Here is a 19,474-nt window from a genome sequence, read left to right on the forward strand (position 1 = left end):
TCAGGAGGAGGTGACAAAATGACCGTCCAGGCCGTAAAAAAGATAGACGTGAAGCAGATTAAGGCGCGGGATCGGGACCGTTCAAAGGGTGATGGCGGCGACTTCGCCCTTTACCTGGCAGGACTGGTGCAGCAGAACCGTTCTACCCGTCCCGCTGAAAAAAGCGGTCCGGAAGGCGGCGCGGCCCGGGGTGTTGCGGATGGAACGGCGGAAGGAATGGGTGTGGGTAAAAGTACCGGGAAGGACGGTTCCACGACCGTAGCCGTTGACGGCCGTTATAGGAGTGCTGTCACCGGGATGAAGGCGGTGCCTCTGGTGCCCCTGGATGTATTTTTACAGGGTGAGAACGGTGAAGAAACCGGAGCCGGGGTAAAGGCCGGCGTCAGTGGAGAACTCGTTGACCTTGCTGCCGGGGGTAGCGGGATAAAGGCGGGCGGTAAAGGGATGGCCTCTGCAATTATCCTGAAACGGGCGGCTGGAGGCTACGGGACGGAGACGGGGCTTAAGGCCGAAGCCCCTAGAGATGTCCTTAAACGCGAGGCTGAGGGCGCCGGGAAGAAGGTGGAGCTTAAGGCCGCAGGACGGCAGGGTTGGCCGGCGGCAATTGGGAACGACCCCCGGGGAAAACCTCAGGCCAGCAGTATGGCATTGATGGTAACGGCCCTTCACAAAGGCGAGGAAAAGGCGCCTGTTGCCGGCGGGGACGCGGCGGCAGCCGACGTCGATGTTAAAGGATATCCGGCGGCGGCTTCGCCCGATGGATTGAGCCGGGTAGTGTCGCCCTGGGAGAACAAGTTAAATGAAGCCGTATCGCCCCCTACCTTTCCCGAACAGGGTTTTAAAGGCGACCATGGCGATGCAGGTAAAGGCAAGGATCCAGGTGGTACGGGGCTACATATACCCATTTCTGCATCCACCGGTTTAAAACCCGAAGCTTTACCCGCCGGCCAGGAAGTCAGTCTTCCTCTATTAAGGAATCTGCCGGAAATAACCGGTGCGGTGCTGGAGGTGGCGCGGGTGGCCCGGGCGACGGGGCGGCAGGAGCTGGAGATACGCCTGCAGCCGGAAAACCTGGGGCACATGAAACTGACGGCCTCCATAATGGACGGCCGCTTGGTCGTCCACTTCCTGGTGGAAAACAGGGAAGCCGCCAGGATTTTACAGGCGGCGGTGCCGGATATGCGCCAGACCTTAGCCCAGCAGGGTTTCCACCTGGACCAAGTGTATGTGCAGGTTGGCGGCGAAGGAAGCGGCGGGTCCCAGGCCTGGGAGCAGGGAGCGCGGGAATGGGGTCCGAGGAGACCGCTGGGGCGTACTCCAGTACCGCCCGGGGGCGGCGAAGCGGGCATATCCGTGGGCTCATGGCACCGCTTCGATTACCTGGCTTAAACCTTAGAAGGGGGAAAGGAAAGTGAACGTGGGCGGCGTGACGGCTGTCGGAAATACTGCGGCGGCCGGCGTGACAAACACCGGCGGGCTGGGTAAGGATGATTTTCTTAAACTTCTGGCTGCCCAGCTGCGCAACCAAGATCCTTTGAATCCCATGAGCAATACCGAATTCATCGCCCAGATGGCCCAGTTTAGCGTCCTGGAACAGATGTACAATCTCAACGAAAATTTTAGTCTCCTGCGGCAGGAACTGCAGGAAAGCATGATGCTCCAGGCGGTAAGCCTGATGGGCAAAGAAGTAACGGCCGTTTTAGATGATGAGGTCTTGACGGGAACGGTCGGTAAAGTTACCGCGACGACGGACGGGATTTTCCTGGAAGTAGGAGGGCGTCAAGTGCCCCTGGCGGCGGTTACGGAAATAAGCTGATTAATAAATTGGGTTTCATGAAAGGGGGAGTTTATCATGATGCGTTCCCTTTATTCCGGCGTATCGGGCCTCCGTACCCACCAGCTGAGGATGGATGTCATCGGCGACAACATTGCCAACGTCAATACGGTGGGCTTTAAAAGGAGCGCCGTCACCTTTAAAGACGTGTTCTACCAGACCTTACGGGGCGGTTCGGCAGGAGACAGTGCTAACGGTATAGGCGGGACCAACCCCCAGCAGATCGGCCTGGGCGTCACTTTAGGAAGCATTGACGTCATCCATACCCAGGGCGCCGCCGCATCCACCGGCAACGGCACGGATTTGATGATCCAGGGAGATGGGTTCTTTATTGTTGCCGATGCAAGCGGTAATGCTTATCTGACTAGGTCCGGGGCATTTCATTTCGATGATGAGGGTTATTTAGTAAATGCAGATGGATTTAAAGTAGCTAAAGACGCCACCTTTGATACTGATAAGATTACGGTTAATGACTATATAAAAATTGATAAAGATGCTCAAAGCTACAGCATAGATAAAGAAGGTAAAGTTAGCTTTATAGCAAAAGATGGAACTAATAACGATGGAACCAATAATCAAATTAAGCTGGCCAAAGTTATTAACCCAGCGGGGTTAGAAAAAGTGGGCAGCAGTCTTTACAAATATACTGTGGCTGCTGGCGAGGCAACAGTAGGAGGTGCTGGGACTAAAGATACATCTTTGGCCAATACCACCATCATCCCCTCGGCCCTGGAGATGTCCAACGTCGACCTGGCCCAGGAGTTTACCGACATGATCATCACCGAGCGGGGATTTCAGGCCAACGCCCGGACCATCACCACCTCCGACCAGATGCTCCAGGAACTTGTCAATCTGAAGCGTTAAAAATAGGTGGAGCTTTATTTAAAGGAGGGCGGCAGGGGATGATCAAGGTTACTACCCTGGATAAGCGGGAACTGGTCCTCAACGCCGAGCTCATCGAGCGGATAGAGAGCGTGCCCGAAACGGTCATCACCCTAACCAATGGCAAAAAGGTTTTGGTCACCCAAACGGTAGATGAAATAATAGACCGGGTCGTCGCCTACCGGCAAAGAACACTCCGGCCGGAGCCGGCCCGGGATGAGGTGGAATAGAGGTTGCGGCGCATCGATTATATGACCGTGGCGGGTATCGTGGCGGGCATCGGCCTCATGGCGGGGTCTTTGATCATGGGAGGCAACCCCAAACTGTTCTGGAACGTGCCTTCCCTGATGGTGACGGTGGGCGGGTCCTTTGCCGCCGTCCTGATTAATTTCAGCTTCCAGGATGTAAAAAACGTCTTTGGTACGGTGAAACAGGCCTTTACCACCGACCTTATGGACCCCGAAGAGTTGATCGAGCTTTTCGGCGAGCTGGCCCGCAAGGCCCGGCGGGAAGGACTCCTGGCCCTGGAAGACGACGCCGATCGCCTGGACGATCCCTTTTTTAAGAAAGGCATTCAAATGATGGTCGACGCCATAGAACCGGAGACCATCAGGCAGATCCTGGAGACGGACATGGCCTACATGGCCCGCCGCCACGAGATCGGTCAGTCCATCTTTAAAACGTGGGGGAATCTTGCCCCGTCCTTCGGCTTGATCGGGACATTAATCGGCCTGGTGCAGATGTTGGCCAAGCTGGACAAACCGGAGGCTTTAGGCCCCAGCATGGCCCTGGCCCTCATCACTACCTTTTACGGCGCCATTATGGCCTACATGATCTTCATTCCCCTAGCCGGAAAGCTGGGCTTGAGGAGCGAGCAGGAAATGATGCTCCACCAGATGATGCTGGAAGGGATTATAGCCATCCAGTCGGGGGTCAACCCGCGCATTTTGGAAGAGCGCCTGCGTTCGTTCCTGCCGGCAAAACCCAAGGGGCGGCAGGCCGAGGGCGAGGACGTAGTGATGGGTGAAGCGGCCGATAGGCAGTTTTAGCATTGACGAAAGAAGGACGCATCATGGCCCTAAAGGAGCGCAAAAAGGTTGAAGAAGGCGCGCCGACGTGGATGATCACCTTTTCCGATCTGATGACCCAGTTGGTGGTATTCTTCGTCCTCCTTTTTTCCTTTTCCGTTTTAAATCAGCAGAAATTCCAGCGGTTCATCGCTTCCTACCAGGGCATGGGGATTCTCGACGGCGGCGTGTCGCCCATTGTGGAAACCGAGGCCGCCCCCTTGGATTACCCGGAGGTGGAAACCCCGGAGGAGGCCGCCGCTCTGGCGCGGGCCAGGGAAATGATGGAGACCTACCAGACGGTTAAAAATTTCCTTACGGAGAGCGGCTTAAACTCCATGGTGGAAGTGCGCTATGAAGAACAGGGTATCGCCCTGGACATCAAAGAGCGCATTCTCTTCGATTCCGGCAAGGCGGATTTGAAACCCGAAGCCAGGCGGCTTTTGGATAAGCTGGCGGAGCTTTTGAGCCGCATTCCCAATGAAGTGCGCGTCGAAGGCTATACCGACAACCGGCCTATCCATACCATGGAATTTCCCAGCAACTGGGAATTATCTACGGCCCGAGCCGCCCGGGTGGTGCGCTACTTTATTGAGGAACACCGTCTTAAACCTGAGCGTTTTGTGGCCATAGGCTATGGAGAATATCGCCCCCTGTATCCCAACGACACCCCGGAACATATGGCGGAAAACCGGCGGGTGGTACTCATGATAGGTGTGGGCGGCAGAAACGGAAACTAAAGGAAGAGGTGGAGAAATGCCTCCCAGGGAAGAAACGGAAACAAAGGGAAAAAAAGGGCGGTCCTTGCTGACCGTCGTCATGTTGTTGCTCATCCTGGCCTTAAGCGGGGGATACGTTTACTACTTCTTTTTCGGGGGCAACAGGGGGGTAACGGCCGCCCCTGCCAGGCAGGCGCCGGCGGTGATGCAGAAAATGGCCCTGGAGCCGGTTGTCGTCAACCTGGCCGACCCCGGTCTGCGCCGTTACCTGCGGGCCAAGATCACCCTGGAGTACAGCGATACCCGGCTGACGGAAGAGCTCAATGAAAAACTCTACCGCATCCGCGACACTTTGATTTCCGTCCTGCGCAGCAAGAAGACCGACGACCTGCAGAATGAAGACGCTTTAAAGCGGGAACTCTTGACGGCCGTCAACGCCCAGCTTATGGGCGGTCAGGTCCAGGGCCTCTACTTCGAGGAATTTATCGTCCAGTAGGAGAATGGATTATGTCCCTGACGAACGAAGAGATTGAAAAGCTCCTGGCGGCCATGGCCGCCGGTGAAGACCGGCCGCGCATAGAGAAGGCCCGCTTTGCGCCCCTGAAGCCTGTTCCGGCCGCCGGCGTTAAGGGGAGTTTTAAACGGATCGCCGACATCCCTTTGCGCCTGGTGGCGGAGCTGGGGCGCAAGCGACTGCTGGTGAAAGAGATCCTGGACCTTAAAGAAGGCTCGGTCATCACCCTTGACAAACTGGCCGGGGAGGCGGTGGAAATCCGGGTAAACGGCATTAAGCTGGCCACCGGAGAGGTGGTGGTCGTCAATGAGTCTTTCGGCGTGAGAATCACCGGTCTGGCAGAGGTCAAGAAGGAAGGGCAGGATTAGGTATGGACCGCGATTTTGTCCTGGCCCTCCTGCGCCTGGCCGTTTTTCTGCCGTTAGTCCTGGCCCTGGCCTACGTTACGGTCCGCCTGGGCGCAGGGCGGGTCGGGAGCCGGATCGCCGGTCCGGGGAGGCTGGAAGTGGTTGAAAGGCTTCCCCTGGGCAGCAAAAGCGGCCTGGCGGTGGTCCGGTGCGGTGAGAGATATTTTTTAATCGGCCTGGGGGAAGGCGCACCGGTCTTCTTGACGGAACTGCCGGACTACCCGGCGGCCGCGGCGGGGGAAATCCAGGCGTATCCTTTGAGTTATCTTGGGGAAGAGGAAGGGGAAAACGGCGCAATGGGGCCATGGGAAGCGCAGCGCCGTAAAAAACATGGAAATTAACAACCTGCTTCAGACCGTCAATCCCCAGCAGTTGACGGATGCCGTTAAAATCCTGATCCTTTTAACCGCCCTGGCCCTTGTACCGGCCGCCCTGTTGCTTATGACTTCTTTTACCCGGATTATCATCGTCCTTTCCTTCGTACGCAGCGCCTTGGCCACCCAGCAGACGCCACCCAATCAGGTGCTCATCGGCCTGGCCCTGTTTCTGACCTTTTTCATTATGGCGCCGGTGTATAAAGAGATTAAAGCCCAGGCCGTCGACCCCTATCTGGCCGGCCGGATTACCCAGGAAGAGGCTTTGACGGTGGGAGCCAAACCCTTAAGGGAGTTCATGTACCGCCAGACGCGGGAAAAGGATCTGGCCCTGTTCGTACATATGTCGGGCATACCCCAACCCCGCACCAGGGATGACGTACCTATGCACGTCCTCATTCCGGCCTTCGTCATAAGCGAGCTGAAGACGGCCTTCCAGATGGGTTTTTTAATCTACATTCCCTTTTTAATCATCGATCTGGTAGTAGCCAGCACTCTGATGGCCATGGGCATGTTTATGGTACCGCCGGTGATGATCTCTTTACCCTTTAAGCTCATGCTCTTTGTCCTGGTCGACGGCTGGTACCTGGTGGTGAAATCCCTGCTGGAAAGTTTTTAATGAGAGCTAGGACGGAGGGGTAGATTTTGACCCAGGAATTTGTCATTCACCTGGCCCGGGAAGCCCTGACAACGGCCCTCTTGCTGGCTGCTCCGGCCTTGGTTTTAAGCCTCGTCGTGGGGGTGGGGATAAGCATTCTCCAGGCCACCACCCAGATCCAGGAGCAGACTTTGACCTTTGTGCCCAAGATTGTGGCCGTCATCCTGGGAACCCTGCTTCTGGGGTCGTGGATGCTGAATACCTTAATCCAGTTCACCGCCGGGATCTTCGGCAACCTCGCCGGTCTGGTGAAATAGCATGGACTACTTCAAAGGGGCGGAAGCCTTTTTACTGGTGCTGGTGCGGTCTACCTCCTTTTTCATAACGGCGCCATTTTTGGGCGTTCGCAGCGTACCGGCCCCGTTAAAGGCGGCCCTAGGGGTGCTGGTGGCCTTCCTCCTTTTTCCGACGCTGCCGGGAGATTATGCGGCGTATAGCGGCGGGGCCTTTGCCCTGGCCGTAGTGAACGAGGCCCTGGCCGGTCTGGCCCTAGGGTATCTGGCCAGCCTCATTTTCAGCGCCGTCCAGGTGGCCGGCCAGCTTTTAGATCTGAATATGGGCCTGGGGATGGCCAACCTCCTGGATCCCCAGACCGCCTACTCCACCACCGTCCTGGGGCAGTTCTTTAACATCCTGGCCCTGCTCCTCTTTTTCCAGATGGACGGCCACCACACCGTGCTTTTGGCCCTGCAGGAGAGTTTTCGCCTTCTGCCTCTGGGAGGGGTGGGATTTGACGGGAGTATCATTCTGGCGGTGGTGAGGCTTTTTAGCGGCATGTTCAGCCTGGCGGTAAGAATCGCTTCTCCCGTTATCGCTGTCCTTTTCATTGCCGATTTGACTTTAAGTCTCATCGCCCGCACCGTGCCCCAGCTGAACGTTTTCATCCTGGGTTTTCCTTTAAAAATCGGCCTGGGCCTTCTGATTTTAATCGCCGTTCTGCCCATGCTGGCGACGGTCTGCGCCAACCTCTTCAGCCAGATGGAACACGACCTGGCCCTGATCCTAAGGAGCTGGCCGCGGTGATAGGCCTAGGGATTAACCTCCAGCTCTTTGCCGAAGAGAAAACCGAGGAAGCAACCCCCCACCGGCTCCAGGAAGTGCGCCGCAGGGGGCAGGCGGCCCGGAGCAACGACCTGACCGCCGCCCTGGTGCTCCTGGCCGTAATCCTTTACCTCTATTGGCGGCGGCAGGCCTTTTACTTAAAGATGGCCGACCTTATGACTCATACCCTGGGGGAAGGCCTCAAGGAGAACCTGGATGTGGGGGCATTGATGGCCGTATTCTACCACCAGGCGGTAGAAATCGGCCTCCTCCTGGCTCCCGTCCTCCTGGTGGCGGCGGCGGTGGGCCTATTCGCCAATTTTGCCCAGGTGGGCTTCCTCTTTTCCCTGGACCCCATAATGCCGCGCCTGGAAAACCTGGACCCGGTTAAAGGGATGCAGCGCCTTTTCTCCCGTCGTGCCCTGATAGAGCTGGTGAAGAGCCTTTTCAAGGTAACGGCGGTGGGTTTCGTGGCCTGGGCCCTGGTTCGGGGTGAGTTAGACCGCCTGATAACGGTCGTCGATGCCGGGCTCCCCGCCGCCCTGGAAATGGTGGGGCGGCTCCTATACCGGGTGGGTCTGGGCGTGATGATCGTTTTCATTAGCCTCGCGGCGGTGGACTACCTGTTCCAGCGGCGCGAGTTCCAGCGCAGCATCCGCATGACCAGACAGGAAGTAAAAGAAGAATTGAAGCAAATGGAGGGCGACCCCCTGGTCCGGTCCCGCCTGCGGGAGAAGCAGCGGCGGCTGGCCCGGCACCGCATGATGCACGCCGTGCCGGAAGCCACGGTGGTCATCACCAACCCCGTTCACGTGGCCGTGGCCCTGCGCTACCGGGAAGGAGATAGGGCCCCGCGGGTGGTGGCCAAGGGGGCGGGGAGCATCGCCGAGCGTATTAAAGAAGTCGCCCGCCGCCACAACGTTCCCATCGTGGAAAACCCTCCGGTGGCCCGGGCATTGTACCGCCAGGTGGAGCTGGGCCAGGAAATACCGGTGGCCCTCTACCAGGCGGTGGCCGAGATCCTTGCCCAGATCTACCGCCTGCGGGGAAGGATGTAGCGGCATTTATAATTGGAGAACTGCTTCTGTCGACAAGCTGAACTAACTAAGTGTCTGATTTATGGCTGGCATTTGTTTGTAGTGAGCGACTTGGTCCGAGGGGCTAAGGATTGGAGCCGGCGGAGCAGGAAGCCTGTTCATTGGCAATCCGCAGGCGATGAGCAGCGGTCCGAACCGAGGCGTCGTCCTGTCGGCGCGCAGCTTTTGAGCGGCGCAGGGACATATCCCGACATACCACTTTTTTGGAGGAAATACAGTTCTATGGCGGCAAATACCGGCCTGTTGGGCGTCTTAAGGCGCCTCAACCCCTATAACGACATCCTGGTGGCGGCCCTGGTCCTGGGGGTGGTAATGCTCATCGTCGTCCCCGTCAGCCCCCTGGTCATGGACATCCTCCTCGTCGTCAACATCGGCGTCAGCATGATCATCCTCCTGACCACCATGTTCGTCGGCCGCAGCCTGGATTTTTCCGTTTTTCCGTCCCTTTTGCTGGTCGTCACCCTTTTCCGCCTGTCGCTAAACATTTCCTCCACCCGCCTTATCTTAAGCCGGGCTGATGCCGGCCATGTCATCGAAACCTTCGGCAGCTTCGTGGTGCGGGGCAACTATATCGTCGGTTTTATCATTTTTATTATCATTACCATTATCCAGTTTATCGTCATCACCAACGGCGCCCAGCGGGTGGCCGAAGTGGCGGCGCGCTTCACCCTGGACGCTATGCCCGGCAAGCAGATGAGCATCGACGCCGATCTCAACGCCGGCCTTTTGACCGAAGAGGAAGCCAGGGCCAAAAGGCGCGAGCTCCAGCGGGAAGCCGATTTTTACGGCGCCATGGACGGCGCCAGCAAGTTCGTCCGGGGCGACGCCGTGGCCAGCCTGATTATTGTGGCCATTAACATCGTGGGCGGGCTGGCCATCGGCATGTGGCAGCTGAAGATGCCTTTCATGGAAGCCCTGCAGACCTATACCCGCCTGACCATCGGCGACGGCCTGGTGAGCCAGCTGCCGGCCCTTATGGTGTCCACCGGCACGGGCATCCTGGTGACCCGTTCCGGTTCCGTTGACAACTTCGGCAAAGAGGTAATAGCCCAGCTGACGGGCTTTCCCCGCATCGCCGCCCTGGTGGCCGCCATCCTTTTCCTCATGGGGCTTTTGCCGGGAATGCCCCATTTGACCTTTTTCATCCTGGCCGGCGGCACCGGGTACGCGGCCTATGCCCTGGCCCGGGAGGAAAAATTGGAGGGACGGCGCCGTGAGGAAAGGGCTGCCGCCCAGAAGACGGCGCCGCGCCAGCCGGAAAACGTCTTAAGCCTTTTTCAGGTGGACCCCCTGGAGGTGGAAATCGGCTACGGCCTTATCCCCCTGGCCGACGAAAGTGCGGGCGGAGATCTTTTGGACCGTCTGGCCGCCGTGCGGCGTCAGTGCGCCACCGAAATGGGCATTTATGTCAGGCCCATCCGCATCCGGGACAACCTGCAGCTGCCCCCCAACAGCTACATCTTTAAGTTGCGGGGCGTGGAAGCGGCGCGGGGCGAAATCCAACCGAACTATCTCCTGGCTATGAACCCCGCCGGCAGTGAGGGGCCGCCGGAGGGAATACCAACCAGGGAGCCTACCTTCGGCCTGCCGGCCTGGTGGGTGCCGGCGGCCAGGCGCCAGGAAGCGGAGCTGGCCGGGTTTACCGTGGTCGACGCCACTACTGTACTCATCACCCATCTTACGGAGTTTATCAAGGCCCATGCTGACGAACTCATGGGACGCCAGGAAACCCGGGAGCTTTTAGACAAGGTCAAGGAAACCAATCCGGCAGTGGTGGAAGAGCTGGTACCCAACCTTCTATCCGTCGGCGAGGTGCAGAAGGTGCTGGCCGGTCTTTTACAGGAACAGGTGCCCATTCGCGACCTCGTCGGCATCCTGGAGGCCCTAGCCGACGCCGCCCGTACCAGCCGGGATCCCGACTACCTCCTGGGGGCGGCGCGTCAGGCCCTGAGTCGTACCATCAGCCGCCAGTACGCCCGGGACGGCAAAATTACCGCCGTCACCCTCCATCCCCAGCTGGAGCAGAGGGTGGCCGAGGCCGTCCAGCCGACCTCCCAGGGGGCTTTTCCGGCCCTGGGTCCGGAGGAGGCCCGGGAGCTCTTGAACAGGGTGGGCCGGGCCGTGGAAAAGGCGGCCGTCGGCGGCGTCCAGCCGGTGCTCTTATGCTCGGCCAGGGTTCGCCTGCCCCTGCGGCGGCTGCTTAAACGCTCTTTTCCTTACCTGCCGGTTCTGGCCTATAACGAGCTGGAACCGGGGATGGAAGTTGAAGCCGTGGAGGCGGTGAACCTGGCATGAAGATAAAGCGCTATCTCGCCCGCGACATGCAGGAAGCATATCTCGCCATTCGCCGTGACCTGGGGCCGGACGCGGTGATCGTGGCCACCCGCCGGGTACGCCAGCCGGGCTGGCGGGGCTTTTTTCAGCCGCCCCGCCTGGAGGTCACGGCTGCCGTGGAGGAAGGCGAAGGGAGAACCCCTTCCCGGCCGCCCGGACCCGCTGCGCCTGGTCAGGGAGCCGGGAACGGAAGCGACACGGGCGGCAGGGCGGCGGGATATGGTGATGCCGGCGGCCGCGGCGGCCTGGAGGCCCTCCAGCGGGAATTGGCCGACATCAAGGCCGCCCTGCACCGCCTGGTCCGCCCCGCCCATTCCCAGCTTCCCGAACACCTGCAGGACCTGCGGCAGCGCCTGCTGGAACAGGAACTGGGAGAAGAAGTGGTGACCGCCCTTTTAAAGGGTTTAGAGGAGGCGGGACGGGAAGTTGTGGGAGAAGTGGTCTTAAGCCGCTTGAATGAGCACCTTGCACCCCTAATGGCGCCGTTTTCAGAAAAGCGGGTTCAGGCCTTTGTCGGCCCTACGGGTGTGGGCAAGACCACCACCCTGGCCAAGATCGCGGCCCGCTACAGCCTTTATCAAAATAAAAAGGTCGGGCTCATCACCCTGGATACCTACCGCATCGGCGCCGTGGACCAGCTTAAGACCTATGGGGAGATAATGGGCCTGCCCCTGGAAGTGGCCATGACGCCGCGGGAGTTGCGGGCTGCTTTAGAAAACCTGCAGGGATGCGACGTGGTGTTGATAGATACCGCCGGCCGGGCGCCGGAAAATAAAGCCATGCTGGCGGAAACCCGGGGGTTCCTGGAAGTCGTACCCGACGCGGAAGTTTTCCTGGTGTTAAGCTGCGCTACGAGGCTTAAGGATCAGCTCCAGGCCGTTGATAACTTCCGGAGCTTGAAATACGGCCGCCTTATTTTCACCAAACTGGACGAAACGAATTGCCCGGGTGCTGTCATGGCGGTGGCGGCGGCGGCAGGGGTGCCTGTGGCCTACCTAGCGACGGGACAGGACGTGCCCGACGACCTCGAAAAGGCGGAACCCTATCTCCTGGCCCGGCGCATATGGGAAGCGGTGGTGCAAGATGGATCAGGCGGCCGGGTTGCGTAGGCTGGTGTCGGAGCGACGGCAGGACGCCGCGCGGGTTATTGCCATAGCCAGCGGCAAAGGCGGCGTGGGCAAGACCAACATCGCCGTGAATCTGGGGCTGATCCTTGCCCGCCAGGGGCGGCGGACCCTCCTTTTCGACGCCGATCTGGGCCTGGCCAACGTGGACATCCTCCTGGGGCTCATTCCCCGTTACAGCTTAAAGGACGTCGTCGGCGGAGAGCGTAGGTTAGAAGAAATCATCGTCTGCGGTCCCCACGGGCTTCTCTTGGTGCCGGGGGCTTCGGGCGTCCAGGAGCTGGCCGATTTGGCGCCGCCGATCCGGGACCGGCTTATAGGGGAGTTGACATCCCTAGCCATGGGACTGGACGTCATTCTGGTTGATGCCGGTGCCGGCATCAACAGGACGGTGCTGAGCTTTGCGGCGGCCGCCGGCGAAGCTATTGTCGTGGCCATGCCCGAACCCACTTCCATAACTGATGCCTACGGCCTGATTAAAGGACTTTATCGTTTAAACGTAACCATGCATTTGCTCATCAACCGGGCGGGATGGACGGAGGGCCGTCAGGCCGCCGACCGTCTCCGGGGTGCCTGCCAACGTTTTTTACAGCTGGATCTGCCCCTTTTAGGGATCATCCCTGAAGACCCCAGGGTGGGTCAGGCGGTGCGGCGCCAGCAGCCCTTCTGCCAGGCGTATCCCACCTGCCCGGCCGCCCGGGCCCTGGAAGAAGCCGCCGCGAGGCTCTGGGGTAAAGAACTTCCGCCGAACCGTGGCGGCGGCTTCTGGCAGCGCTTGAGCCGGCTGCTGGGCAGGTAGGAAGGGAGGCTTATTGTGGCCAGACCGAATTTTATAGCTGTAAACCTGCCGGTAATAATTAAAACTTCCGGCAGGGACGTTCGTACCATCGTCCAGGATACCCGGGAAGACGGCTTTGCCGTCCTGGCGCCGGCAGGGGAGGAGGTGGTCCTCCTGCCGGGTGAGGAGATTTTGGTGGTCTGCAACCGCCAGGATGCCCGTTATGAATTTGCGACCAAGGTACAGCGTTTCGTGCCCGAAGAACCTCCCCTTTACTATCTGGCCTATCCCGAAGAATACCGGCGGATTCAGGTGCGCTCCCACGTGCGTGCCAGGGCGGCCCTGGACGTGCGTTACGCCCCCTGGCCCGCGGAAGACTGGCCCCACCGTCCGCCCCGAGCCTGTGCCAGGGGGGTGACGGTAGATATAAGCGGCGGGGGAGCCCAGCTGGTTCTGCGGGAACCCATGGTTCCCGGCGACCTCCTTTATCTCGAAATCTGCCTGCCGGGAAGCCGCCGCGCGCCCCTGCATCTTGCGGGCCGGGTAAAAAGGGTGGCCCCGAGGGAAATAGACGGCGAGAGGCGCTATGAAGTCGGGGTGGCCTTTGAAGCTTTGAGCGAGAGGCAGGAGGATGAAATCGTGGCCTTCGTCTTCCGGCGGCTGCTGGAAGAAAGGCGCCGGGGAGGCTGGGAACATGGCAGTTAGGGACGGCGCCGTCTGGCAGGCCTACCTGGACCGCCGGGACGAAGATAGACGGCGGGAACTGGTGCTTAAATACCTGCCCCTGGTGAAACAGCAGGTGGGCCGCCTGGTCGTTAAACCGCCGCGGCACCTTGACCAGGAGGACCTGTTGGGCTACGGCATTGTCGGCCTCATGGAGGCCATCGACCGCTACGATCCTTCCCGCGGCGTCAGCTTTGAATACTTCGCAGCCATGCGCATCCGCGGCGCCATCCTCGACGCCCTGCGCCGGTCCCACTGGGCCCCCCGCACCCTGGTGGAAAGGCTGCGCCGGGTAAGCTCTGTATACCGGCGGCTGGAGCAGGTTCAGGGGAGCGACGTGAAGGACGAGGCGGTGGCAGCGGCGGCGGGTATAAGCGTGGAGGAACTCCACGACCTGCTGGAAAGGGGTTCCCAGATGGCCATCCTTTCCCTGGAAGACTTCCTTTTCGACCGGGAAGGGGAGGAAGGGGCCACCCGGGGGGAAATGCTCGCCGACCCTTTCAGCCCCGACCCCGCCGGGCGCTACGAGCAGAAGGAACTCCGCCGCGCCCTTATAGAAGGCCTTAAAGCATTGAACGAAAAGGATCGCCTGGTCCTTACCCTTTATTATTATGAAGGTTTAACGTTAAAGGAAATCGGTAAAATCCTCGGCGTCTCCGAATCCCGGGCCTGCCAGCTGCACGGCCGGGCCATATTAAACCTGCGCAGATACCTCGCCGATTTTATGTAGGTGATGGCAAAATGGCCTATTTCTTGATAGTTACGGGCATCCTTCTCGTCGCAACATCGTTTTTGGCGGCCCTGAGGCTAAAAGATGGCCTTTCAGGTGAAAACGGCTCCGGTATCAGCACCGCCAATACCGAGCTATTTGTACGCCTGGCCGCCCTGCAAAGGGAGGTGGAGGCCCTGAAAAAAACCGTGGCGGAATTGCAGGATGAACTTTATCTGGTGCCGTCCGAAGAAGAACTTCCCGGTAACGCCGCACCTTATGGGGCCGTCGCTGAGCAAATCCGGCAGGCCCACGCCGCCGGGGAAAGCATTGAAAGCCTGGCGCGACGCTTCGGCCGGGGAAAGGGGGAAATAGCATTAATCTTAAACTTGAAACGCTAAAAGCCAGAAGTTCGTTTTTAACCCCCTTCGGCTTTGGATTGGGCCTTGGCCTTCTTCTTTCAGGAATGCTGCTGCTGCCTTTTCAGCGGGGACCAACCAGGGAGGAAATAATCGCCCGGGCGCGGGACTACGGCATGGTTTTCCGGGAAGAAGTAGTGCCCTTCGCGCCCTCCGCTTATCAAAGCCAATCAACCCCCGCGCAGGAAAAAGGGGAGGACCCCCGGGGCGAGGTGCTGGTTACCATTCCGGCGGGGGTGGGCCTCGAAGAGATTGCCGCCATTCTGGAAGAAAAGGGTGTGGCCGCGGCGGCGGCCTTCGAAGCGGAGGTGCGCCGCCAGGGCGTAACCCAGAAACTCAAGGCCGGTTCCTATTACCTGCCCGCCGGAGACATCAAGGAGATTATCAGGCGGTTGACCGGTTAGGCGGCAAAAGCAGGCTGCGGAGATTGAATGGATTTGGAGGATGCTAGAGGGCTGGCATTTGTCTGGTGCGAGGACCATGGAGGGATGCCGGACAATGCCGGTCGAAGATAAAGCTATTTTGGAGGGGGGATACTATTGTTAAGGGGATTATATCTGGCCGCTACCGGCATGGTGGTCCAGGAAATACGCCAGGACGTTATCGCCAACAACCTGGCCAACGCGACCACCGGCGGCTACAAGGCCCAAACGGCCGCCGTGGGCACCTTTCCGGAGATGCTGCTGCAGCGCATGGAGGAGGGGCGGAGCGCTCCCGTGGGTTATTTTGCCCCGGGAGTTATGCTCGACCAGATCTATACCAACTTTGCTCCCGGTCCCCTGGAAGAAACGAATCGTTCTACCGATCTCGCCCTGATAGACGCCCCAGGGGAGACGCCGGCTTTCTTCACCGTGCAAGCAGGGGATACCGAGGCCTATACCCGCAACGGCTCCTTTCATGTCGACGCCCGGGGTTTTCTGGTCACTGCGGAAGGATATCCGGTCCAGGGTGAGCGGGGGGCCGTTTACGTCGGTACGGCCGCCTTCAAGGTCGACGGTGACGGCCGCGTGCTGGTGGACGGTCAGGTGATCGATAGATTACGGGTGGTGACCTTTCCCGGGGAGAACTTGCAGCTCCTCGAGGGCCGGGGCGACGGTCTGTTTTACGCACCCGCCGGGGTCCAGCCTCTGCCGGCGGCAGCGCAAATAAAACAGGGCTGGTTGGAAAGGGCCAACGTGGACTTGGCCCGGGAAATGGTGGACATGCTGGCCGTCATGCGTATCTATGAAGCCAATCAAAAGGCCATCCAGGCCGCCGACCAGACCTTGGGCAAGAGCGTCAACGAGGTCGGGAGCCTGCGTTAGGTGTTATTTTGGCAGAAGCCGGTGCAGCCAGCCGAGGGGGCTTATGGCATTCGAGGAGGGTTAACGAATGATCGGCGCATTATGGCGGGGCGCCAGCGGCATGCTGGCCCAACAGCTCGCTGTAGACAGTCTGGCCAACGACGTGGCCAATGTTAACACCACGGGATATAAACAGGGGCGGGTGGAGTTTGCCGACCTCATTTACCGTCCTATCGAGGAAATGGGGATGCCCGTAAACCGTATCCCGGAGGCCGCAACGCCGCCGGCCCTGGGGGCGGGGGTAAGGGTCGCGGCAATGGAGAAAGACTTCAGCCAGGGATCTTTAATCCATACAGGGGACCCCTTGAACCTCGCCGTCCAGGGAGAAGGATTTTTCGCCGTCTACAGCCCGGGGGGAGAGCGGTTTTTGACCCGGGACGGCAATTTCCACCGCGACGCCGACGGCTTTTTGGTCAACGCCCGGGGTTATTATTTAGACGTGCCCTTTTCCCTGCCTCCGGAGGCGGAGAACGTCACCGTCTCCCCGGACGGTACGGTAACGGCAGTAATTGACGGGATGCCCCAGGTGCTGGGAAACATCGACCTTTACACCGTCCCCAACCCGTCCGGGTTGGAAGGGGCGGGCGACAACCTTTTCCGGGAAACGGCGGCCAGCGGCCAGGCTGCTGCCGGCAGGCCGGGAACCCAGGGATTGGGCACCATTCGCTCCGGCTATTTGGAGGCGGCCAACGTCGACCTGGCAGCCGCTTTAACCCGCATGATTATGGCCCAGCGGGCCTATGAGGTCAATGCCCGTTCCGTGCGGCTGGCCGACGAGATGTGGGGCCTGGCCAACAGCCTGCGGCGTTAAAAATCATTAAGTGTTCGCCGTTCTGGCTATTAAGGCCAGGCCGCGCCGGGCGCCTTTGTGCCCTGGGTCCTGCTCCAGGACAAAGGCATATTCGCGCCGTGCCGCCTCGAGTTTACCCAGGAGCAGATAGGTGGTGCCCAAGTTGACCCGGCCTTCCAGGAAGCCGGGCTTAATCCGGCGCACGCGGGTGAGATGGTAGCGGGCGGCGTTGAGGTTGCGGTTGTAGAGGAAAAACGTGCCTAGGTTGAAGTGGGCCAGGTAGTTTTCCGGATTGTTTACCAGGCTTTTTTCCCACAAGGCGATGGCGTGACCGATGTCACCCTGCTGCCAGGCCAGGCACCCCAGGTTGAAAAGGGCTTCCCAGCTTGTCGGATTTATTTCTAACGCGGCCCGGTAGAAAAAGGCGGCAAGGAAGGAACGCCCGCGGGTTAAGGCGACGTTGCCGGCCCGCAGACAGAGGGCGGCCTGACATATGGATTTCGTTTCTTCGGCTTCATGGGTGCAGACGGGACAGTACCGCCATCCAGGCGGCAGGGGCCGTCCGCAGAGGGAACAGTAAAGCATCATACAACCTCCCGGGATAAATTCCTGTTGTATTATGCCCCGGCGGATGCTAAAATATGTAAGTTAACCAGAAAAATGAAGGAACGGATGAATCGACCCATGCAGGCAGCTAGCAGCGTAGAAGAGATCAAAGTCGGTATAGCTGAGTGGCAGGTAAGTCGGGCTCCGGGACGCTTGCTCACCCTGGGCCTGGGTTCCTGCGTGGGGATCGCCCTGTACGATCCAGTCGCCCGGATAGGGGGGCTGGCCCACATTATGCTGCCCGACAGCAGCCAGTTTCAAGACAGGGGCAACCGAGCCAAGTTTGCCGATCTGGCCATCCCCGACATGCTGGAAGAAATGCTGCGGGGCGGTGCCAGGCGCGGCAGGGTGGTGGCAAAGATTGCCGGAGGCGCCCAGATGTTCACTTCCGGCGACCGGCACCTTTCTTTCCTCAATATAGGCCAGCGCAACACGGCCATGGTGCGGCAGACCCTGGAAAAGCTGGATTTACCCATTGTCGGCGCCGACACCGGGGGCAATTTCGGGCGCACCATGATATTCGAGCTGGAAGACGGCGAGGTATACATACGCGTCATCGGCAAGCCTTTAAAGAAACTATAGGGCGGGAAGATCATGGATTTTAACGAATTCAAGGGCCAGATCCACCGGCGCTTCGGCCTTTACCTGGACGGCTATAAAGAAACCCAGCTCAAAAGGCGCATCGACAGCCTCATGAACCAGCTGGGCATAAGGGATTATGCCGCTTATCTCCGCCTTTTGGGCGAGGACGCCGCTCAGTGGCAGCGCTTTATCGATAAGATCACCATCAACGTTTCGGAGTTTTTCCGCAACCCTGAGATCTTCGCCCGGCTGGAAAGGGAAGTTCTACCCGGGCTTCTGGCGCGCCACAAAAGCCTTAAAGTGTGGAGCGCTGCCTGCGCCGACGGACCGGAACCCTATTCGGTGGCCATCCTCCTCGATGAGCAGGCGCCCATGGCGCGGCATAAAATCGACGCCACGGATATTGACGAGGGCGCCCTGGCCGCCGCCCGTCGCGGCGTGTACCCGCCGCGGGCGGTCCAGGCGGTTACTCCTGAGAGGCTAAAACGTTATTTCCGCCGGGAAGGAGAAAATTATGTCGTCAGCGAAAAAATAAAGGCTATGGTCAATTTTCGCCGCCACGATCTGCTTAAAGACCCCTTTCCCGGCGGTTATCATCTGATCCTGTGCCGCAACGTCGTCATCTATTTCACCGCCGCCGCCCAATTAGAGCTTTACCGCCGTTTTTACCAGGCCCTGGCGCCCGGAGGAGTGCTCTTTATCGGCGCCACCGAAAGCCTCTTCCAGTACAGGGAACTCGGTTTTGAGAAGGTGGCGCCCTGGTTTTATCGGCGCCCCGGACTTTAATCTATGGCAGATTGTGGCAGATTGCCGCCAGCCATGGAGGGAGGACCTATGGAACCCTGGGATAAACTCAACGCTCTCCACCTGGACGCCTTGAAGGAAATAGGCAACATCGGCGCCGGCAACGCGGCGACGGCCTTGGCCAGCATGCTGGGTAGCCGCATCCAGATGACCGTGCCCCGGGCCGGGGTGCTGCCTTTGAAGGAAATTACGGCCTTGGTCGGCAATGAAGAGGATCCCGTGGCCTGCGTCGAATTCACCGTCGGCGGCCCGGCGCCGAGCAAGATTTTCTTTCTCCTGGACGCGTCCAGCGCCTATCTCTTGATCGATCTCCTCCTGGGCAAGCCCGCGGGAACTACTTCGGAGCTGGATGAAATGGGCCGCTCCGTCCTTACCGAGCTGGGAAACATCCTGGCGGGAACCTTTCTCAATGCCTTTGCCGATTTCTGCCGGCTGGAGTTTAAACCCAGCGTGCCCGCCTTTGCCTTTGACATGCTGGGGGCGGTGCTGAGCTCGGCCTTTCTGGAGGGGGGTTATTTTTCCGACCGCGCCCTGGTGATTGAAACCATGTTTTACAGCGAAGTGATTACCATCAGCGGCCATTTTTTCCTCGTGCCGGAAAACGCGGCCCTGGAAACAATCTTGCTTTCCCTGGGCCTGCAGATAGAATGAAGTACAGATTTAACATGG

At 59.4% G+C, this 19,474-nt stretch carries 26 protein-coding genes; 25 read left to right on the forward strand and 1 reads right to left on the reverse strand.

All coding sequences use genetic code 11. The features are described from left to right. Positions 1-18 precede the first annotated feature (18 nt). From MHFGQ_RS04095 to flgG, 22 genes are all read left to right on the forward strand, one after another. On the forward strand, positions 19-1,389 hold the full coding sequence (locus MHFGQ_RS04095) for a flagellar hook-length control protein FliK (RefSeq protein ID WP_106005975.1): 1,371 nt from the start codon (positions 19-21) through the stop codon (positions 1,387-1,389). A gap of 22 nt (positions 1,390-1,411) precedes the next feature. Then, complete coding sequence (locus MHFGQ_RS04100) at positions 1,412-1,816, forward strand: flagellar hook capping FlgD N-terminal domain-containing protein (protein WP_106005974.1); 405 nt, start codon at positions 1,412-1,414, stop codon at positions 1,814-1,816. 36 nt (positions 1,817-1,852) lie between these two features. After that, positions 1,853-2,698, forward strand: coding sequence for a flagellar hook-basal body complex protein (locus tag MHFGQ_RS04105; protein WP_106005973.1), 846 nt, complete (start codon positions 1,853-1,855; stop codon positions 2,696-2,698). Between the two features lie 38 nt (positions 2,699-2,736). After that, positions 2,737-2,946, forward strand: coding sequence for a flagellar FlbD family protein (locus MHFGQ_RS04110; RefSeq protein WP_106005972.1), 210 nt, complete (start codon positions 2,737-2,739; stop codon positions 2,944-2,946). A gap of 3 nt (positions 2,947-2,949) precedes the next feature. Further along, complete coding sequence (locus MHFGQ_RS04115) at positions 2,950-3,765, forward strand: motility protein A (RefSeq protein ID WP_106005971.1); 816 nt, start codon at positions 2,950-2,952, stop codon at positions 3,763-3,765. A 2-nt stretch (positions 3,766-3,767) separates the two neighbouring features. Next, entirely contained in the window at positions 3,768-4,523 is a 756-nt protein-coding gene (locus MHFGQ_RS04120; RefSeq protein ID WP_170066347.1) for an OmpA family protein, read from the forward strand. Between the two features lie 16 nt (positions 4,524-4,539). Continuing rightward, positions 4,540-4,998, forward strand: a complete 459-nt coding sequence (locus tag MHFGQ_RS04125; RefSeq protein WP_106005970.1) for a flagellar basal body-associated FliL family protein — start codon at positions 4,540-4,542, stop codon at positions 4,996-4,998. Between the two features lie 11 nt (positions 4,999-5,009). Next, a complete protein-coding gene (gene fliN / locus MHFGQ_RS04130) occupies positions 5,010-5,384 on the forward strand; it encodes a flagellar motor switch protein FliN (RefSeq protein WP_106005969.1) in 375 nt (124 codons plus the stop codon). 2 nt (positions 5,385-5,386) lie between these two features. Beyond that, the gene (gene fliO, locus MHFGQ_RS04135; RefSeq protein WP_106005968.1) at positions 5,387-5,764 is read left to right on the forward strand and encodes a flagellar biosynthetic protein FliO; all 378 of its coding nucleotides are present in this window, start codon (positions 5,387-5,389) and stop codon (positions 5,762-5,764) included. Further along, the gene (gene fliP, locus MHFGQ_RS04140) at positions 5,754-6,416 is read left to right on the forward strand and encodes a flagellar type III secretion system pore protein FliP (RefSeq protein WP_106005967.1); all 663 of its coding nucleotides are present in this window, start codon (positions 5,754-5,756) and stop codon (positions 6,414-6,416) included. Before fliO ends, fliP begins: the two co-directional genes overlap by 11 nt. Positions 6,417-6,442: 26 nt before the next feature. Continuing rightward, on the forward strand, positions 6,443-6,712 hold the full coding sequence (fliQ, locus tag MHFGQ_RS04145) for a flagellar biosynthesis protein FliQ (RefSeq protein WP_106005966.1): 270 nt from the start codon (positions 6,443-6,445) through the stop codon (positions 6,710-6,712). Between the two features lies 1 nt (position 6,713). After that, positions 6,714-7,478, forward strand: coding sequence for a flagellar biosynthetic protein FliR (gene fliR / locus MHFGQ_RS04150; RefSeq protein WP_106005965.1), 765 nt, complete (start codon positions 6,714-6,716; stop codon positions 7,476-7,478). Beyond that, positions 7,475-8,554, forward strand: a complete 1,080-nt coding sequence (gene flhB, locus MHFGQ_RS04155; protein ID WP_170066346.1) for a flagellar biosynthesis protein FlhB — start codon at positions 7,475-7,477, stop codon at positions 8,552-8,554. Before fliR ends, flhB begins: the two co-directional genes overlap by 4 nt. A 261-nt stretch (positions 8,555-8,815) precedes the next feature. Further along, a complete protein-coding gene (flhA, locus tag MHFGQ_RS04160; protein WP_106005963.1) occupies positions 8,816-10,888 on the forward strand; it encodes a flagellar biosynthesis protein FlhA in 2,073 nt (690 codons plus the stop codon). Further along, positions 10,885-12,036 (forward strand): flagellar biosynthesis protein FlhF, encoded by a 1,152-nt coding sequence (flhF, locus tag MHFGQ_RS04165; RefSeq protein WP_106005962.1) that lies wholly within the window; start codon positions 10,885-10,887, stop codon positions 12,034-12,036. Before flhA ends, flhF begins: the two co-directional genes overlap by 4 nt. Next, a complete protein-coding gene (locus MHFGQ_RS04170) occupies positions 12,011-12,850 on the forward strand; it encodes a MinD/ParA family protein (RefSeq protein WP_106005961.1) in 840 nt (279 codons plus the stop codon). Before flhF ends, MHFGQ_RS04170 begins: the two co-directional genes overlap by 26 nt. A 15-nt stretch (positions 12,851-12,865) precedes the next feature. Further along, positions 12,866-13,534, forward strand: a complete 669-nt coding sequence (locus tag MHFGQ_RS04175; RefSeq protein ID WP_106005960.1) for a flagellar brake protein — start codon at positions 12,866-12,868, stop codon at positions 13,532-13,534. Continuing rightward, a complete protein-coding gene (locus MHFGQ_RS04180) occupies positions 13,524-14,282 on the forward strand; it encodes a FliA/WhiG family RNA polymerase sigma factor (protein WP_106005959.1) in 759 nt (252 codons plus the stop codon). Before MHFGQ_RS04175 ends, MHFGQ_RS04180 begins: the two co-directional genes overlap by 11 nt. 11 nt (positions 14,283-14,293) lie before the next feature. Further along, positions 14,294-14,662 (forward strand): hypothetical protein, encoded by a 369-nt coding sequence (locus MHFGQ_RS04185; RefSeq protein ID WP_106005958.1) that lies wholly within the window; start codon positions 14,294-14,296, stop codon positions 14,660-14,662. Between the two features lie 65 nt (positions 14,663-14,727). Then, positions 14,728-15,084, forward strand: a complete 357-nt coding sequence (locus tag MHFGQ_RS04190) for an endolytic transglycosylase MltG (RefSeq protein WP_146127167.1) — start codon at positions 14,728-14,730, stop codon at positions 15,082-15,084. 135 nt (positions 15,085-15,219) lie between these two features. Then, the gene (locus MHFGQ_RS04195) at positions 15,220-15,984 is read left to right on the forward strand and encodes a flagellar hook-basal body protein (protein ID WP_106005956.1); all 765 of its coding nucleotides are present in this window, start codon (positions 15,220-15,222) and stop codon (positions 15,982-15,984) included. A 67-nt stretch (positions 15,985-16,051) separates the two neighbouring features. Beyond that, a complete protein-coding gene (gene flgG / locus MHFGQ_RS04200) occupies positions 16,052-16,834 on the forward strand; it encodes a flagellar basal-body rod protein FlgG (protein ID WP_106005955.1) in 783 nt (260 codons plus the stop codon). A gap of 6 nt (positions 16,835-16,840) precedes the next feature. Here flgG and MHFGQ_RS04205 read toward each other — a convergent pair whose 3' ends face one another. Further along, positions 16,841-17,401: a tetratricopeptide repeat protein gene (locus MHFGQ_RS04205; protein ID WP_343105529.1), complete on the reverse strand. Its 561-nt coding sequence runs from the start codon at positions 17,399-17,401 to the stop codon at positions 16,841-16,843. Positions 17,402-17,485: 84 nt separating this feature from the next. Here MHFGQ_RS04205 and MHFGQ_RS04210 point away from each other — a divergent pair, with 84 nt between their 5' ends. From MHFGQ_RS04210 to MHFGQ_RS04220, 3 genes are read left to right on the forward strand one after another with little or no spacing between them, the layout of a single operon-like run. After that, positions 17,486-18,001, forward strand: coding sequence for a chemotaxis protein CheD (locus MHFGQ_RS04210; protein WP_245907884.1), 516 nt, complete (start codon positions 17,486-17,488; stop codon positions 17,999-18,001). Between the two features lie 12 nt (positions 18,002-18,013). After that, positions 18,014-18,787, forward strand: a complete 774-nt coding sequence (locus tag MHFGQ_RS04215) for a CheR family methyltransferase (protein ID WP_106005953.1) — start codon at positions 18,014-18,016, stop codon at positions 18,785-18,787. Between the two features lie 48 nt (positions 18,788-18,835). Then, on the forward strand, positions 18,836-19,456 hold the full coding sequence (locus MHFGQ_RS04220) for a chemotaxis protein CheC (protein ID WP_170066345.1): 621 nt from the start codon (positions 18,836-18,838) through the stop codon (positions 19,454-19,456). Positions 19,457-19,474: the final 18 nt, after the last annotated feature.

The organism is Moorella humiferrea (assembly GCF_039233145.1).
In the GTDB taxonomy this organism is placed as follows: domain Bacteria; phylum Bacillota; class DSM-521; order Neomoorellales; family Neomoorellaceae; genus Neomoorella; species Neomoorella humiferrea.

What these genes read in the sequence shown, in the direction of transcription:
- MHFGQ_RS04105 (WP_106005973.1), top strand. Translation starts at nt 1,853, where the DNA reads ATGATGCGTTCCCTTTATTCCGGCGTATCGGGCCTCCGTACCCACCAG.
- fliN (WP_106005969.1), top strand. Translation starts at nt 5,010, where the DNA reads ATGTCCCTGACGAACGAAGAGATTGAAAAGCTCCTGGCGGCCATGGCC.
- flhA (WP_106005963.1), top strand. Translation starts at nt 8,816, where the DNA reads ATGGCGGCAAATACCGGCCTGTTGGGCGTCTTAAGGCGCCTCAACCCC.
- MHFGQ_RS04180 (WP_106005959.1), top strand. Translation starts at nt 13,524, where the DNA reads ATGGCAGTTAGGGACGGCGCCGTCTGGCAGGCCTACCTGGACCGCCGG.
- fliO (WP_106005968.1), top strand. Translation starts at nt 5,387, where the DNA reads ATGGACCGCGATTTTGTCCTGGCCCTCCTGCGCCTGGCCGTTTTTCTG.
- MHFGQ_RS04125 (WP_106005970.1), top strand. Translation starts at nt 4,540, where the DNA reads ATGCCTCCCAGGGAAGAAACGGAAACAAAGGGAAAAAAAGGGCGGTCC.
- MHFGQ_RS04205 (WP_343105529.1), bottom strand. Translation starts at nt 17,401, where the DNA reads ATGATGCTTTACTGTTCCCTCTGCGGACGGCCCCTGCCGCCTGGATGG.
- fliP (WP_106005967.1), top strand. Translation starts at nt 5,754, where the DNA reads ATGGAAATTAACAACCTGCTTCAGACCGTCAATCCCCAGCAGTTGACG.
- MHFGQ_RS04110 (WP_106005972.1), top strand. Translation starts at nt 2,737, where the DNA reads ATGATCAAGGTTACTACCCTGGATAAGCGGGAACTGGTCCTCAACGCC.
- MHFGQ_RS04095 (WP_106005975.1), top strand. Translation starts at nt 19, where the DNA reads ATGACCGTCCAGGCCGTAAAAAAGATAGACGTGAAGCAGATTAAGGCG.
- MHFGQ_RS04190 (WP_146127167.1), top strand. Translation starts at nt 14,728, where the DNA reads ATGCTGCTGCTGCCTTTTCAGCGGGGACCAACCAGGGAGGAAATAATC.
- MHFGQ_RS04220 (WP_170066345.1), top strand. Translation starts at nt 18,836, where the DNA reads ATGGAACCCTGGGATAAACTCAACGCTCTCCACCTGGACGCCTTGAAG.
- MHFGQ_RS04210 (WP_245907884.1), top strand. Translation starts at nt 17,486, where the DNA reads ATGAATCGACCCATGCAGGCAGCTAGCAGCGTAGAAGAGATCAAAGTC.
- flgG (WP_106005955.1), top strand. Translation starts at nt 16,052, where the DNA reads ATGATCGGCGCATTATGGCGGGGCGCCAGCGGCATGCTGGCCCAACAG.
- MHFGQ_RS04215 (WP_106005953.1), top strand. Translation starts at nt 18,014, where the DNA reads ATGGATTTTAACGAATTCAAGGGCCAGATCCACCGGCGCTTCGGCCTT.
- MHFGQ_RS04185 (WP_106005958.1), top strand. Translation starts at nt 14,294, where the DNA reads ATGGCCTATTTCTTGATAGTTACGGGCATCCTTCTCGTCGCAACATCG.
- fliR (WP_106005965.1), top strand. Translation starts at nt 6,714, where the DNA reads ATGGACTACTTCAAAGGGGCGGAAGCCTTTTTACTGGTGCTGGTGCGG.
- flhF (WP_106005962.1), top strand. Translation starts at nt 10,885, where the DNA reads ATGAAGATAAAGCGCTATCTCGCCCGCGACATGCAGGAAGCATATCTC.
- MHFGQ_RS04170 (WP_106005961.1), top strand. Translation starts at nt 12,011, where the DNA reads ATGGATCAGGCGGCCGGGTTGCGTAGGCTGGTGTCGGAGCGACGGCAG.